This is a genomic window from Sphingomonas sp. 1F27F7B (assembly GCF_005503355.1).
Lineage (GTDB): Bacteria > Pseudomonadota > Alphaproteobacteria > Sphingomonadales > Sphingomonadaceae > Sphingomonas.
The window spans coordinates 19,718-34,290 of the sequence record NZ_SCMK01000019.1 but is presented as its reverse complement, the minus strand read 5'-3'; the positions used below and the strand labels follow the sequence as shown (position 1 = coordinate 34,290).

11 protein-coding genes are annotated in these 14,573 nt (G+C 67.1%); 7 read left to right on the top strand and 4 right to left on the bottom strand.

The annotated features are described in order from the left end of the window. Positions 1 to 17: 17 nt before the first annotated feature. Together rfbB and rfbA are read right to left on the bottom strand one after the other, a co-directional pair. Positions 18 to 1,103, bottom strand: coding sequence for a dTDP-glucose 4,6-dehydratase (gene rfbB / locus FFS08_RS16705; protein ID WP_137863517.1), 1,086 nt, complete (start codon positions 1,101 to 1,103; stop codon positions 18 to 20). Beyond that, positions 1,100 to 1,999, bottom strand: coding sequence for a glucose-1-phosphate thymidylyltransferase RfbA (gene rfbA, locus FFS08_RS16700; RefSeq protein WP_137863518.1), 900 nt, complete (start codon positions 1,997 to 1,999; stop codon positions 1,100 to 1,102). The genes rfbB and rfbA overlap by 4 nt, the downstream gene beginning before the upstream one ends. Positions 2,000 to 2,171: 172 nt before the next feature. Between rfbA and cysD the strand changes: the two genes are divergently transcribed. The 4 genes from cysD to FFS08_RS16680 all read left to right on the top strand — a co-directional run bounded on the left by cysD (position 2,172) and on the right by FFS08_RS16680 (position 7,119). Continuing rightward, complete coding sequence (gene cysD / locus FFS08_RS16695; RefSeq protein WP_137863519.1) at positions 2,172 to 3,113, top strand: sulfate adenylyltransferase subunit CysD; 942 nt, start codon at positions 2,172 to 2,174, stop codon at positions 3,111 to 3,113. A 76-nt stretch (positions 3,114 to 3,189) separates the two neighbouring features. Beyond that, positions 3,190 to 5,103, top strand: coding sequence for a sulfate adenylyltransferase subunit CysN (gene cysN / locus FFS08_RS16690; protein ID WP_137863520.1), 1,914 nt, complete (start codon positions 3,190 to 3,192; stop codon positions 5,101 to 5,103). Further along, positions 5,100 to 5,819 carry a 3'(2'),5'-bisphosphate nucleotidase CysQ gene (locus FFS08_RS16685; protein ID WP_137863521.1) on the top strand — a complete coding sequence of 240 codons (720 nt, stop codon included), beginning with the start codon at positions 5,100 to 5,102 and terminating at the stop codon, positions 5,817 to 5,819. The genes cysN and FFS08_RS16685 overlap by 4 nt, the downstream gene beginning before the upstream one ends. Positions 5,820 to 5,967: 148 nt before the next feature. After that, positions 5,968 to 7,119 (top strand): SET domain-containing protein, encoded by a 1,152-nt coding sequence (locus FFS08_RS16680; RefSeq protein ID WP_137863522.1) that lies wholly within the window; start codon positions 5,968 to 5,970, stop codon positions 7,117 to 7,119. A 70-nt stretch (positions 7,120 to 7,189) separates the two neighbouring features. Here FFS08_RS16680 and FFS08_RS16675 read toward each other — a convergent pair whose 3' ends face one another. Beyond that, positions 7,190 to 9,040 carry a sensor histidine kinase gene (locus FFS08_RS16675; protein WP_137863523.1) on the bottom strand — a complete coding sequence of 617 codons (1,851 nt, stop codon included), beginning with the start codon at positions 9,038 to 9,040 and terminating at the stop codon, positions 7,190 to 7,192. Further along, positions 9,040 to 10,920 (bottom strand): putative bifunctional diguanylate cyclase/phosphodiesterase, encoded by a 1,881-nt coding sequence (locus tag FFS08_RS16670; protein WP_502702045.1) that lies wholly within the window; start codon positions 10,918 to 10,920, stop codon positions 9,040 to 9,042. Before FFS08_RS16670 ends, FFS08_RS16675 begins: the two co-directional genes overlap by 1 nt. Before the next feature lie 167 nt (positions 10,921 to 11,087). Here FFS08_RS16670 and FFS08_RS16665 point away from each other — a divergent pair, with 167 nt between their 5' ends. The 3 genes from FFS08_RS16665 to FFS08_RS16655 all read left to right on the top strand — a co-directional run bounded on the left by FFS08_RS16665 (position 11,088) and on the right by FFS08_RS16655 (position 14,510). Next, positions 11,088 to 11,957: an HpcH/HpaI aldolase/citrate lyase family protein gene (locus tag FFS08_RS16665; protein ID WP_137863525.1), complete on the top strand. Its 870-nt coding sequence runs from the start codon at positions 11,088 to 11,090 to the stop codon at positions 11,955 to 11,957. Between the two features lie 61 nt (positions 11,958 to 12,018). Next, a complete protein-coding gene (locus FFS08_RS16660; protein WP_137863526.1) occupies positions 12,019 to 14,157 on the top strand; it encodes a PAS domain-containing sensor histidine kinase in 2,139 nt (712 codons plus the stop codon). After that, positions 14,154 to 14,510, top strand: coding sequence for a response regulator (locus tag FFS08_RS16655; RefSeq protein WP_137863527.1), 357 nt, complete (start codon positions 14,154 to 14,156; stop codon positions 14,508 to 14,510). The genes FFS08_RS16660 and FFS08_RS16655 overlap by 4 nt, the downstream gene beginning before the upstream one ends. The last annotated feature ends 63 nt before the right edge of the window (positions 14,511 to 14,573 follow it).

Sequence of the window (14,573 nt, the reverse complement as noted above, 5' to 3'; positions counted from 1 at the left end):
CCCGGGGAAGGGCCGGATCAGAGAACCCCGAGCCGCTGCCCCTGATACGCCCCGTTCCGGATCGGTTCCCACCAATCCCGGTTCGCCAGATACCAGTCCACCGTCTTGGCCAGCCCGGTCTCGAAGCTCTCCATCGGTTCCCAGCCCAGCTCGGCCTCGATCTTCGACGGATCGATCGCATAGCGGCGATCATGCCCGGGCCGATCGGCAACGAAGCGGATCAGATCGCGGTGACGCCGTCCCCCGACGCGCGCATCGAGCAGATCGCAGATCGCCTCGACTACCTGGAGGTTGGTCCGCTCCTGCCGCCCGCCGATCAGATAGGTCTCGCCGGCCCGGCCCCGAGTCAGCACCTGTTCCAGCGCCTCGGCATGGTCGTCGACATAGAGCCAGTCCCGCACGTTCGCACCCTTGCCATAGACCGGCAGTTCCCTGCCTTCGAGCGCGTTGAGGATGACGAGCGGGATGAGCTTCTCGGGAAAGTGATGCGGCCCGTAATTGTTCGAGCAGTTGGAGAGTACCACCGGCAGGCCATAGGTTTCGTGCCAGGCGCGCACGAAATGGTCCGACGCCGCCTTGCTCGCCGAATAGGGCGAGGACGGCGCATAGGGCGTCGCCTCGGTGAACACCCCGCCGTCGAACGGCAAGTCGCCGAACACTTCGTCGGTCGAGATGTGGTGGAAGCGAAAGGCGGCACGCCTTTCCTCGGGCAATCCGCGCCAATGCTCGAGCGCGGCGTCGAGCAGGCGGACGGTGCCGAGGACATTGGTCTCGACAAAGGCGGCCGGGCTGTCGATCGAGCGATCGACATGCGTCTCGGCGGCAAGATGCATCACGCCCTCGATCCGCTCCTCGCGCATCAACCGGTGGAGTTGCGCGGCATCGCCGATATCGGCGCCGACGAAGCGGAAATTGGGCTTGCCCAGGACATCGCGCAGCGATGCCATGTTGCCGGCATAAGTGAGCTTGTCGACGCAGACGATGCGGTAGCGCCTGGCGACCAGCAGCCGGCACACCGCCGAGCCGATGAACCCGGCGCCGCCGGTTACGAGCACGCGGCGGATCCTCGAGGCCGGCGCGCCGATCGGCTCGAGGAAGCTCATGCGGCGGCGGCCTCCACGCAGCGGCGCAGATAGGCGGCATAGTCGGTCTTGCCGAGCGTCGCGGCGCGAGCGAGTACCGTGTCCGCGTCGAGATAGCCAAGATCGAACGCGATCTCCTCGGGGCAGGCGATCTTGATGCCCTGGCGGTTCTCGATCGTGCGGACGAAGCTGGCCGCGTCGTGCAGGCTGTCGTGCGTACCGGTGTCGAGCCAGGCATAGCCGCGGCCCAGCCGGTTCAGGTTGAGATTGCCCCGCTCCAGATAGGCCGAGATCACATCGGTGATCTCCAGCTCGCCGCGCGGAGACGGCTTCAATGTGCGGGCGATGTCCGTCACCTGATCGTCGAAGAAATAGAGGCCGGTCACTGCCCAGTTCGACTTGGGAACGGCCGGCTTCTCGACGATGCTCGTCGCCTTGCCCGTCACCGGATCGAAAGTTGCGACGCCGTAGCGCTCGGGATCGTCGACCTGATAGGCGAAGACCGTCGACTGGCCCCGCATGGCCGCCTCGGCGGCTGCGCGGCCCTTGGCGGCAAGACCATCGCCATGGAAGATGTTGTCGCCCAGGATCAGCGCGGCGGGGCCGTTATCGAGGAACTTCTCGCCAATCAGGAAGGCTTGGGCCAGGCCGTCGGGACTCGGCTGCTCGGCATATTCGAAGTTGATCCCGAATGCCGATCCGTCGCCCAGCAGCAGGCGGAACATCGGCAGGTCGCGGGGGGAAGAGATGATCAGGATGTCGCGGATGCCCGCAAGCATCAGCACCGACAGCGGATAATAGATCATCGGCTTGTCGAACACCGGCAGCAGCTGCTTCGAGATCGACAGCGTCGCCGGATAGAGGCGCGTCCCGGCCCCACCCGCAAGGATGATCCCCTTAGCGCCAGCCTTGCCCATGGGTTCGCAGCCTCCCCTGTGGCGCCAAGTGCGCCCCCCGCCCTTCATGGACTGCAATTGGTTCAAGAACCGCTAACCCTGGAGCGCGGCGGGTATTCCCCGCTAAACATAAACTAGATCGCGCGCTTTCGGGCGGCTTCCTAAATCGCCCACCATGCTGCATTCCGGGAACATGACGGAGACACAGGCGATCGGCGCGACCCGGGGGATTGCACCCGCGCGGCTGACGCATCTCCAGCGGCTCGAAGCCGAGAGCATCCATATCCTGCGCGAAGTCGTCGCGGAGGCCGAACGGCCGGTGATGCTCTATTCGATCGGCAAGGACAGCGCGGTGATGCTGCACCTCGCCCGCAAGGCCTTCTACCCCGCACCCCCGCCCTTCCCGCTCCTCCACGTCGACACGACCTGGAAGTTTCGCGCGATGTACGATCTGCGCGACAAGGCCGCACGCGATGCGGGAATGGAGCTGCTCGTCCACAAGAACCCCGAGGCCGAGGCGCAGGGGATCAATCCGTTCGATCATGGCGGCCGCCACACCGACATGTGGAAGACGGAAGGCTTGAAGCAGGCGCTCGACCGATACGGGTTCGACGCGGCGTTCGGCGGCGCGCGGCGCGACGAGGAGAAGAGCCGCGCCAAGGAGCGCGTGTTCAGCTTCCGCACCGCCTCGCACCGCTGGGATCCCAAGAACCAGCGCCCCGAGCTGTGGCACCTCTACAATGCCCGCAAGGACAAGGGCGAGAGCATCCGCGTCTTCCCGCTCTCCAACTGGACCGAACTCGACATCTGGCAATATATCCTCGCCGAGGGGATCGAGATCGTGCCGCTCTATTTCGCGGCGCCGCGCCCGACGGTGGAGCGCGACGGGCTGATCCTGATGGTCGACGATGCGCGCTTCCGCCTGCGGGACGGCGAGGAGCCGGTCATGCGCTCGATCCGCTTCCGCACGCTCGGCTGCTATCCGCTGACCGGTGCAGTGGAGAGCGCGGCGGATACGCTGGAGGCGGTGATCCAGGAAATGCTGTTGACGACGACCAGCGAACGCCAGGGCCGCGCGATCGACCATGACCAGACGGCGAGCATGGAGAAGAAGAAGCAGGAGGGGTATTTCTGATGGCTTGCTTCGCTGTCCCCGGCATTCCAGCCTCCCGCTCCGGCGCCCTCGCCCTCTTCCCCGTGGAGGCAGGCGCATGACCTCCTATCGCCCCGACGCGCTGATCGCGTCCGACATTTCCGCCTATCTCGCGCTGCACCAGAACAAGTCGCTGCTGCGCTTCATCACCTGCGGCAGCGTGGACGACGGCAAGTCGACCCTGATCGGGCGTCTGCTCTATGATTCGAAGATGATCTTCGAGGATCAGCTCGCCAGCCTGGAGGCCGACAGCAAGCGCCTGGGCACGCAGGGACAGGAGATCGACTTCGCGCTGCTGGTCGACGGCCTCGCCGCCGAGCGCGAGCAGGGCATCACGATCGACGTCGCCTATCGCTTCTTCGCGACCGAGAAGCGCAAATTCATCGTCGCCGATACCCCTGGACACGAACAATATACCCGCAACATGGTGACTGGCGCCTCGACCGCCGATCTCGCCGTGATCCTGATCGACGCGCGCAAGGGCGTGCTCACCCAGACGCGGCGCCATTCCTATCTTTGCCACCTGCTCGGCATCCGCCACATCGTGCTGGCAGTGAACAAGATGGACCTGATCGGCTATGATCAGGCCGCCTATGACGCGATCGTCGCGGACTATCGCATTTTCGCCGAGAGCATCGGCATCGCGGGCTTCACGCCGGTCCCGATCTCGGGCTTCAAGGGCGACAACATCGCCGGGCCGAGCGGGAATACGCCCTGGTATTCCGGGCCGGCATTGCTCGAGCATCTGGAAGCGGTCGAGATCGACACGGACGCCGATGCCGGCCGCCCCTTCCGCCTCTCCGTCCAGTGGGTGAACCGCCCCAACCTCGATTTCCGCGGCTTCGCCGGCATGATCGCGGCCGGCACGATCAGGCCCGGCGACAAGGTGCGCATCCTGCCCTCCGGCCAGACCACCGAGGTGGCGCGCATCGCCGCGTTCGGCGGCGACAAGGCCGAAGCAGTGGCGGGCGAGAGCGTGACCATCACGCTGGCCGATGAAATCGATTGCTCGCGCGGCGACGTGATCGCCGCCGCCGAAGCGCCGCCCCAGGTCGCCGACCAGTTCCAGGCCACGATCGTCTGGATGGACCAGGCGGAGATGCTCCCCGGCCGCGCCTATTGGCTCAAGCTCGGCACCCAGACGGTAAGCGCCACCGTGCAGCCGCCGCGCCACGCCGTGTGCGTCAACACCATGGCCGAGCTCAGCGTGAAGACGCTCGGGCTCAACGATATCGGCGTGGCCGAAGTCTATACCGATCGCGGTGTCGTCTTCGAACCCTATGCCGAGAGCAAGGACCTGGGCGGCTTCATCCTGATCGACAAGGCGACCAACGCCACCGTCGCCGCCGGCATGCTCAACTTCGCGCTGCGCCGCGCGCAGAACGTCCATTGGCAGGCAGTGGAGATCAACCGCGAGGCGCATGCCCGGCAGAAGCACCAGGCGCCGCGCCTGCTCTGGTTCACCGGGCTGTCCGGCTCGGGCAAATCGACCATCGCCAACATGGTCGAGAAGCGGCTCCACGCGCTCGGCAAGCACAGCTTCCTGCTCGACGGCGACAATATCCGCCATGGACTCAATCGCGATCTGGGCTTCACCGATGCCGACCGGATCGAGAATATCCGCCGCGTCGGCGAAGTGGCGAAGCTGATGACCGATGCAGGGCTGATCGTGCTCACTGCCTTCATCTCGCCCTTTCGCGCCGAGCGCGAACTGGTCCGCAAGATGCTGCCCGAGGGCGAGTTCTTCGAGATCTTCGTCGATACGCCGCTGGAAGTGGCCGAGGCGCGCGACGTGAAAGGCCTCTACAAGAAGGCGCGGGCCGGCCAGATCGCCAACTTCACCGGCATCTCCAGCCCCTATGAGGCGCCGCAGACCCCGGAAATCCGCGTGGACACGACCCGGGAAAGCCCCGAGGCCGCGGCCGAGCGGATCGTGGAGACGATCATGGGCACCTGGAGTCCGGTGATTTGACCGACGCGGAACTGGCCCGGGCGATCGCCGAGGAAGCAGGGGCGCTGCTGCTGCGCATTCAGGACGAATGCGCAGGCGGCGACCGCGGCGACCGCGAGGCCAACATCCTCATCCTCGACCGGCTGCGCGCCGCGCGGCCCGGCGACGCGATCCTTTCCGAGGAATCCGCCGACGATCCGGCCCGGCTGTCGGCACGGCGGGTATGGATCGTCGATCCGCTGGACGGCACGCGCGAGTTCGCCGAGCGGCGCGAGGACTGGGCGGTGCATGTCGCCCTCGCCATTGACGGCCAGGCGGCAGTGGGCGCGGTCGCCCTGCCCCGGCTCGGCTGCACCCTTTCCAGCGATTGCCCGCCCGCCTTGCCCGAAGGCGAATTGCCGCCCCGCATGCTGGTAAGCCGCACCCGGCCGAGCCGGCTCTGCGCGGGCGTGGGCGAACGGATCGGCGCGGTGCATATCGGCATGGGCTCGGCCGGCGCCAAGGCAATGGCGGTGGTGCGCGGCGAGGCCGAGATCTATCTCCATTCCGGCGGCCAGCATCAGTGGGACAATTGCGCGCCGGTGGCGGTGGCGCTCGCCGCGGGGCTCCATGCCTCGCGGATCGACGGGGCGCCGATCGTCTATAATGCCGCCAGCACGAGCATCCCCGACCTGCTGATCTGCCGCAAGGAATGGGCACCGATCGTGCTTGAGGCAGTGCGGGACTGCGGGGCGTAATTCCCTTCCGCGGGAGGAAGCCCGGTTCATGAGATTCGCCTCCTAAGTATCTCTATCCGATTCCCCGCGACTCGCGGAGTCACCACGAGTCGCGCATAGACGGCGAATCCCGGACATGGTAAATGCTCCGTTTGGGAGGGAGCGTATTTTGACCGCCGATATCTGGTTCCTGCTGGCGATCGGATTCAGCCTTGCGGGCTATGCGGCCTATTTGATCGGGTTGCGCCGCGAGCTGGTGGAGCCGAACCGTGCGTCATGGCTGATCTGGAGCGCGGCGACTTCGCTCGAGGCGCTGACCTATGCCGCGGTGAACCCCGGCGCACCGCAGGGCTGGGTGTTCGCCCTCTCCTCGGTCGCATGCATCACGGTGACGATCGGCATCTGGCGGCGTTCGTCCTGGGCCCCGCCCTCGCTCACCGAGACCATCTGCATCGCGGCCAGCCTCAGCGCGCTGATGCTGTGGCTCGTCTTCCGCGAAGCCTTTTGGGCGCACATGCTGGTGGTGCTCGCCGTGCCGGTGAGCTTCTGGCCGACCTGGGCAAGCGTATGGACCGACCGCAACCGCGAACGCTCGCCGGCCTGGGGCCTGTGGACCTTCGGCGATCTCGCCACGCTGCTGGTCGCGGTGCGCGCGACCGAGCCAGGCGTCGCCGAACTCGCTTATGTGATCGTCGAGTTCCTCTGCCATGCCAGCATCTGGTTCCTGATCGGCCTGGCGACGATCAACCCGCTGCGTTCCTTCGGCGCGCGCCGGGGCGGGCTGCGCTGGTTCGATCGCTACCGGCCTTCGAACAATTTGTTCAAGGTGGGCGAGAACCATCTGGGCAAGGCCGTGTTCGCGGCGAGCGGCTTCGCCGAGGGCGATGTGCTGATCGAGTTCACCGGCCGCCGTTTCCGCGCCGACCAGATCCCCAGCCTGATGCGCGGCCGGGGCGACCGCTTCGTGCAGGTGACGCCTGACCATTATATGGGCCCGTCCGGCCGGATCGACGATCTGGTCAATCACAGCTGCGACCCCAATGCCGGCCTGCGCTTCACCGATGCGGGCGTGTTCCTGGTGGCGGTGCGGGCGATTCAGCCGGGCGAGGAGATCGCCTGGGACTATTCGACGACGCTCCGGGAATCGAACTGGCACATGATCTGCCAGTGCCGCGCGCCCGAATGCCGCCGGGTCATCGGCAATTTCGACAGCCTCGATCCGGACCGGCAGGAATGGTTCCGCGCGCGGAATCTGGTGGCGCCCTATCTGCGGCGCAAGGATGAAGTCGCGGGCAAGCGGAGGCTTGCGGGCCGGCGATAGGCTTGTCCGTAGTGGCGCTGGTTCGAGCCGAAATGGCGAAGAAGGGGCCTAAGCTCCCTTCTTCCCTGCCTCAGGCCGCCATCCCGCTCGGCTGCGCCAGCTGCGCGGTACCCAGCGTCAGGATCGCCTTCGCGCCCGTCCCCTTGCCGTCGCTGACCAGTTCGAGCTTGCCTTCCATCGCCAGCATCGAATTGGCGCACCAGTGCAGCCCCAGCCCGCCGGATTTGTGCGCCCGGGTCGAGAAGCCGCGCTGGAACAGAGTCGGCGCGGTCGACGGGTCGAAACCCTCGCCATCATCGCGGATGTAGATCTCGGTGCTGTCGCCCCTGTCGTGGATCGTCACTGCGATCGAACCGCTGCCGCGGCCAGTCGCGGCGATGGCCTCGGCCGCGTTGGCGAAGAGATTGCCGACCACCTGGCTGAGGATCACGCGGTTGGCCATCACCCAGTGCGGCTTGGACGGGAAGCTGAAGGCAATGGAATTCTCGCCCGAATAGCGTGCGATGGTGGCGTTCTGGGCGACGATGTCGGTGATGTCGCAGGCATCGAGCGGCGGCCGCTCATGGGCGGCTTCCTGCTGCTGGCCGATGATTTCCAGCACATGGTGCAGTGCCTCGCGGCCGATCGCGATCTGCTCGCGGCGGTCGGCCCGCTCCTGCTCGACATTCTCGATCGCGGCAGCGAGGAAGGCGACCAGCTTCTGGCGACGCGCCGCGGGAATCTCCGTGCTCGCCAGCTCGCCCAGCGCGCGATCGAACAGCGCCCGGTCCATCGGCGCGCCGCTGCCCAGCCCCTGGCTGAGCACGGTGCTGATCGGATTCAGCGCATTGCGGACATTGTGCATCACCGCGACGGCGCTCTCGCTGCGGCCCAGGGTGAAGCTCTGCACCTCGAGCTGCTCGCGCAAGTCCTTGAGCTGGCGGAGCATCGAGTTGAAGCTGGTGACGAGGCTGCCGATCTCGTCGTCGCGCGGCTTGTCGGTCAGCAGGCCGAGCGTACCCGAAGCGCGGACCACGCCCATGTGGCGCTCCACGCGTTTCAGGGGCGCGAGAACCAGGCGTGCGATCATCCGGCGCAGCACGAGCAGCACGATCGCCAACAGGATCGACGATCCGACCACGGCGAGGACCAGCATCCGGGTGCCGAGCGTCGAGAGGTCGCGCGGCACGGTGTAGGTCGCCGTGGCGACCGAGCGGCCGTCCGGGCCCGGGATCGGCACGGCGATACGGGTCCGCGTGGCGCCCGGGGTCTTGGTGACTTCGGCCACCGGATTGTCGAGCGCGAGGCTCGCCTGGAGCTGGAGCAAGGTGCTGAGCTGCGCGGCGGTGACCGCGCGTGCCATCAGCACATAGCCGCGCGGTTCGCCGCTGCCGTCGCTCCTGCGGACCTGCGCGATGCCGACCGCGGCGAGCCTGTCTCCAAGCCGGATGAAGAAGCCGGCCGAGCTCTCGCCGTGCAGCGCCCGTGCGAAATCGAGCCGGGCGATCGCATCGGCAAGGCGCGTGCGCATCGCGGGCACATCGGCATGTTTCTCGAGGTCGAGCCAGCGCGCGATCACGATACCGCGATCGGGCCGGACATAGGCCATGCCGTTGACGTCGAGATTGACCATGGCCAAGGTCGAGAAGCTCTCGTCCTCGAACGCCTTGGTCGGATGGGCCATATAATCGTAGGACGCGTTCCAGTCGCCATAGTCGCGCACGGCATTCTCGACCTTGGCCACGACGTCATGGACCACGGCCTGGGTTCGCGCGACATGTGCGTCGACCGCATCCCGCTCCAGCTGGTTGAAGCTCGGCGTGATGACGGTGGCGAGCATCAGGGTCAGCGCGGCGGCGCCGATGATGCCGACGCCGGTGAGGATCAGGACCAGTTTCGCGCCGAGCGAGGCCGGCGCCTTGAAGCGCCTTGCGCGGGGCATCAGCCGTGTGTCCCGTTGCCCAGCTCGGCCTCGACGGGCTCCACGTCGCCGATATATCCTCTCTGCGCAAGCAGCAGCGCGTCCTCGGCATCCATCGGGCGCGCGAGATAATAGCCCTGGAGATGGCTGCAGCCGGCGAGGCGGAGCGCCTGGAGCTGGGCCTCGGTCTCGACGCCCTCGGCGACTACTTCCATGCCCAGCGCGCGACCGAGATGAATGATCGAGTGGACGATCGCCGCGCTTTCGCGCTCGCGGCCCATGCCGTCGACGAAGCTGCGGTCGATCTTCAGGCAGTCGAGCGCGAAGCGGCGGATATTGTAGAGGCTCGAATAGCCGGTGCCGAAATCGTCGAGCGCGATGCGGAAGCCCATCTGGCGGAGCTTGAACAGCGTCTCGGCGGCACGCTCGACATCGTCGAAGATCGCAGTCTCGGTGATCTCGATCTGGAAGCGGCCGGGCTCGACGCCGGCATTGGCGACGCGCTCCATCACATGGCCGACGAAATTGTGGCGACGGAACTGGCGCGGCGAGAAGTTCACCGAGACATATTGGCCCGGCCAGGTCTTGAGCGTCTCGACCGCGCGGTCGATCACCCAGTCGCCCAGCTCGTGGATCAGGTTCGATTCCTCGGCGATCGGAATGAACATGCCGGGCGAGACCATGCCATATTCGGGACTGCACCAGCGGATCAGCGCCTCGAAACCGGTAATCTCGAGCGCATCGCGGCCGACGATCGGCTGGAAGACCAGCTTCAGCTCGCCCTTGGCGATGGCTTCGGAAAGCCCGCCTTCGATCTGTCGGCGGAAGCGGATCGATTCGTCCATGACTTCGTCGAACAGGCGGACGATGCCGCGGCCGCCATGCTTGGCTTCGTTGAGCGCGAGGTCGGCGCGGCGCATCACGTCGATCGGATCGTGGATGGTGCCGGGCTGGACCACCATCAGGCCGACCGAGGCCCCACCCTGGACCGAGTGGCCGAACACCTTGAAGCTGATGGAGACTGCCTTGAGCAGCCGCTCGGCGATCATCGACGCCTCGTCCTCGCCGGTGACCGGATAGAGCATCGCGAACTCGTCGCCGCCCAGGCGCGCGACGAAGCCCTGTGCCGGCACCTGCGCGCGCAGGATCTCGCAGACCATGCGGATCAGCTCGTCGCCGGCAAGATGACCGAGCGTGTCGTTGACGATCTTGAACCGGTCGAGGTCCATCATCGCCATGGCGAAGCATTGCTCGCCCTTCACGGCCTTGCCGAGCATGTGGAGAAAGGCGAGCCGGTTGGGCGCATCGGTGAGCGAATCATGGTTCGCCATGTGGACGGCGCGCGATTCATTGGCGGCAAGTTCGAGCTTCTGCTCCTCGAGCAGGGTGATGGCGCTCCGCAGCCTGGCGTCCGCCTCCCAGCGACGGGCGAGCGCAGTGGCGGTCTGCATCACCTCCTCGGCCTGGAAGGGCTTGGCGATGTAGAAGATCTTGTCGGCCGGGCCGGCGGCACGGCTGATGTCGAGCGGCGAGAAATCCGAATAGCCGGTGACGATGACGAGGTTGATGTCCGGATCGAGCGCGCGGATACGGCGCGCGGTTTCCTTGCCGTCGATCCCAGGCGGCATGCGCACGTCGATGAACGCAACGGCAAAGCGCTTGCCCGTCTCGAGCGAGTCCTTGATCGCCTCGACCGCGTCGAGACCCTGGTTGAAGTGCGCGCAATCGAAATCGATGATGTCGTTGGCCGGCGCGGGTTCGGACGCGGCATCGTCGTCGTCGCCGAACAGTTCGGCCGCCATCGCGTTCAGGGTGCTGACATTGCCGCCGCTGCGGGCCCCGAACACCTGGCGATAGGATTCGTGCATCGCCGGTTCGTCGTCCACGATCAGAATGCGCACGTTCGAAATCCCCTCGTTCATCGCCAAACGAGGTAAGCGGACAGCGTTAAGGAGGCGTAAAATCCAGCGGCCGCACAGAGGGAAAACCGCCGGGCAGGGTTAAGAACGACGCGCGGTTTACCCGCCCGCCCGCGCGCGATAGCAAGGCCTCCACGACAGGAGGATGCATGACCGACCCGCTGGCCGCCCGATCCCTATTGTTCGCGCCGGGCGATTCCGAGCGCAAGCTCGCCAAGGCAGGCGCCAGCGAAGCCGATCTGGTGCTGCTCGACCTGGAAGACGCCGTGGCCGAGGGCAACAAGCCCGCCGCCCGCGCGCTGGTCGCCGAGCATCTGAAGACGGCGGCGCGCGCCCAGCCCCAATGGGTGCGGATCAACCCGCTCGACACCTCGCACGCCCTGCGCGACCTTGCGGCGATCGTGCCCGGCCGGCCCGACGGGATCATGCTGCCCAAGGCGACCCGCGCCGAAGCCGAACTGCTCCACCATTACCTCACCGCGCTGGAAGCGGCGCACGACCTCCCCCAAGGCGGGATCCGCACGATCGTGGTGGCGACGGAGACCGCGCCGGCCATTTTCGGCCTGGGCGACTATGCCGGCTGCCCGCGCCTTGCCGCGCTCACCTGGGGCGCCGAAGACAGCGCGACCGCCCTGGGCGCCACGCACAATCGCGACGAGACCGGCGAATATGACTTTCCCTATCAGGTCTTCCGCGCCCTCGCCCTTGCCGGCGCGGCGGCGGCGGCGGTGACGCCGATCGAGACGATCCACGGCGACTTCCGCGACCTCGAGGGACTGGAGAAAGTTGCAACCAAGGCGCGCCGCGCGGGTTTCCGTGGCATGCTTGCGATCCATCCCGATCAGGTGCCCGTGATCAATCGCGCCTTCTCGCCCTCTCCCGTGGAAATCGAGCGGGCCGAGCGGATCGTCGCGGCCTTTGCGGCGGCGCCGGACGCGGGCACGATCGGGCTGGACGGCGAGATGCTCGACATGCCGCACCTGAAGCGCGCACGGGCGGTACTTGCGATGCGCCGGTGACAGGCGTTGGTGTGCAATAGCTCGAGGTTGGGAAATTGCTGATGCCTTTCAACTGGCCCCGATGATCGACGCACCGGCCGAACCGCTTCCGGTGGGCGAGGACGAGTTCCGCATGATCGCGGACAGCGCCCCCGTCGCGGTATGGGTGACTCGGCTGGATCGCAGGCGCAGCTTCGTCAATCGCGCCTATGTGGCATTCCTCGGCGTGTCCTATGAAGAGGCGCTCGACTTCGACTGGCGGCGGATCATCCATCCGGACGATGCCGCACAGGTGCTCGCGCAATCGGTCGCGGGCGAGGCGAGCCTCGACGCCTTCGAGCTCGAGGGGCGCTATCGCAACGTCCATGGCGAATGGCGCTGGCTCCATTCCACCTCGCAGCCGCGCCGCGATGCCCAGGGGCGCCATATCGGCTTCATCGGCGTCGCGCACGACGTGACCGAGGCCAAGACCGCCGAACTCGCGCTGCGCGAGCGCGAGGCGCAGCTTTCCGCGTTCATCAACCAGACCACCGCCGGCTTCGGCCAGGTCGACCTCGAAGGCCGTTTCACGCTCGTCAACGAACGCTTCTGCGAGATCGCGGGCTGGAGCCGCGACGAGCTGATGGGCAAGACGATGCAGGAGATCACCCATCCGGACGATCTTCCCCGCAACACGCCCCTGTTCGAACGGGCAGTGCGCGAGGGCACCCCCTACACCCACGAGAAGCGCTATATCCGCAAGGACGGCAGCATCGTCTGGGTGAACAATTCGGTGGCGGTGATCCGCCGGGCGAATGGCGAGCCCTTCGGCGTGCTCGCGGTCACGCTCGACGTGACGCGGCGGCGCGAGGACGAAGAGGCGCTGCGCAAGAGCGAGGAGACGCTGCGCCTCGCCACCGAGGCCGCCGGCATGGCCACCTGGGAGCTCGATCTCGAGACGATGGAAGGGGCCTGGTCGCCCAATCGCTTCGACCTGCTCGGCATCGCGCGGCGACCCGAGGCGCGCGGCACCTTCGACGAATGGATCGCACGCGTGCACCCCGACGACCGGGAGATGGTGCGCGACGCCGCGTTGCGCTGCTTCACCGCGGGGGCGCCCTATACGATCGAGTATCGTATCCTGCGCGCCGACGACGGCGCCGAACGCTGGCTGCAGAGCCATGGCAGCCGGATCGACTATGGCGACAGCCGGCCCAGCCGCTTCGTCGGCGTCTCGCTGGACGTCACCGATCGCAAGCGCGCGGAGGACCAGCTGCGCGCGAGCGAGGCGCGCTTCCGCACGATCTTCGAGCAGGCCAATGACTTCCTGATCACGACCACGCTCGACAATCGCGTCACTTCGGTGAACCCGGCAGTGGTGGAGGCGATCGGCTATCGCGAGGACGAGATACTCGGCCGCTCGATCCGCGACTTCATGGACGAGGACCAGTTCGCGATCGGCATGGAGGCATTCAACCGCAAGCTTCAGCATGGCGGCTCGACGCGGCTGACGCTGAAGCTGCGCGCGCGCGACGGGCGCGAGCTGATCTGGGAAGTCAATTCGCGGCTCAGCCTCGACGAGCAGGGTCGCCCGGTGGCGCTGCACGCCATCGGGCGCGACATGACCGAGGCCAAGCGCGCCGAAGCGCATCTCCGCCTGCTGATCGACGAACTCAACCACCGGGTGAAGAACACGCTCGCCATCGTGCAGGGCATCGCCCGGCAGAGCTTCAAGGACGATGTGCCGCCGCGCCAGGCCCGCGTCGCCTTCGAAGGCCGGCTGGCCGCGCTGTCCGAAGCGCACAACCTGCTGACGCGCGAGCATTGGGGCCTGGTCTCGATGCGCCGGATCATCGAGGACGCCTTGCGCCCGCATGGCGAGCCGGGCCGCTTCGCGCTCGACGGGCCGGACCTGTCGATCCAGCCCAAGACCGCGATCAGCCTGGCGCTGGCCATCCACGAGCTGGCGACCAATGCCGTGAAGCACGGCGCCCTGTCGCGGCCCGAGGGGCGGATCACCATTCATTGGCAGAGAGCGCATGGCGACGGCCCCGCCAGGCTCGGGCTGCGCTGGGAGGAAATGGGTGGCCCGCCGGTGGTGGCGCCGACGCGGCGCGGCTTCGGCACCCGGATGATCGAGCGCGGCCTCGCCGCCGAGCTGGGCGGCACGGTGAATATCGAGTTCCGCCACGCCGGACTGGTCTGCATCGTCGACGCGCCGCTGCCGGAGAGTGCGGCATGAATGGGCTCCGGGGCTTGCGGGTGCTCGTCGTCGAGGACGAGCCGGTGGTCGCCATGTATCTCGAGGATCTGCTCGACGCGCTGGGTTGCGAGACGATCGGCCCGGCGAGCCGGCTGGTCGACGGGCTGGCGCTGGCGGAAGGCGGCGGCTTCGACGTGGCCATCCTCGACATCAACCTGGGCGGAGAGCGCAGCACCCCGATCGCCGAGGCGCTTCGCGCACGCGGCCTGCCCTTCGCCTTCGCCAGCGGCTATGGCGCGCCGCCGGAAGGGTTCGGCGAAAACGTGCCGATGATCGAGAAGCCGTATCGCGAGGCCCAGGTAGCCGGCGCCCTCGCCCGCCTGCGATCCTAGGTCGGGGACTCACATTCCTTCAATCGTCATCCCCGCGAAGGCGGGGATCCGGGGTAATGCGGG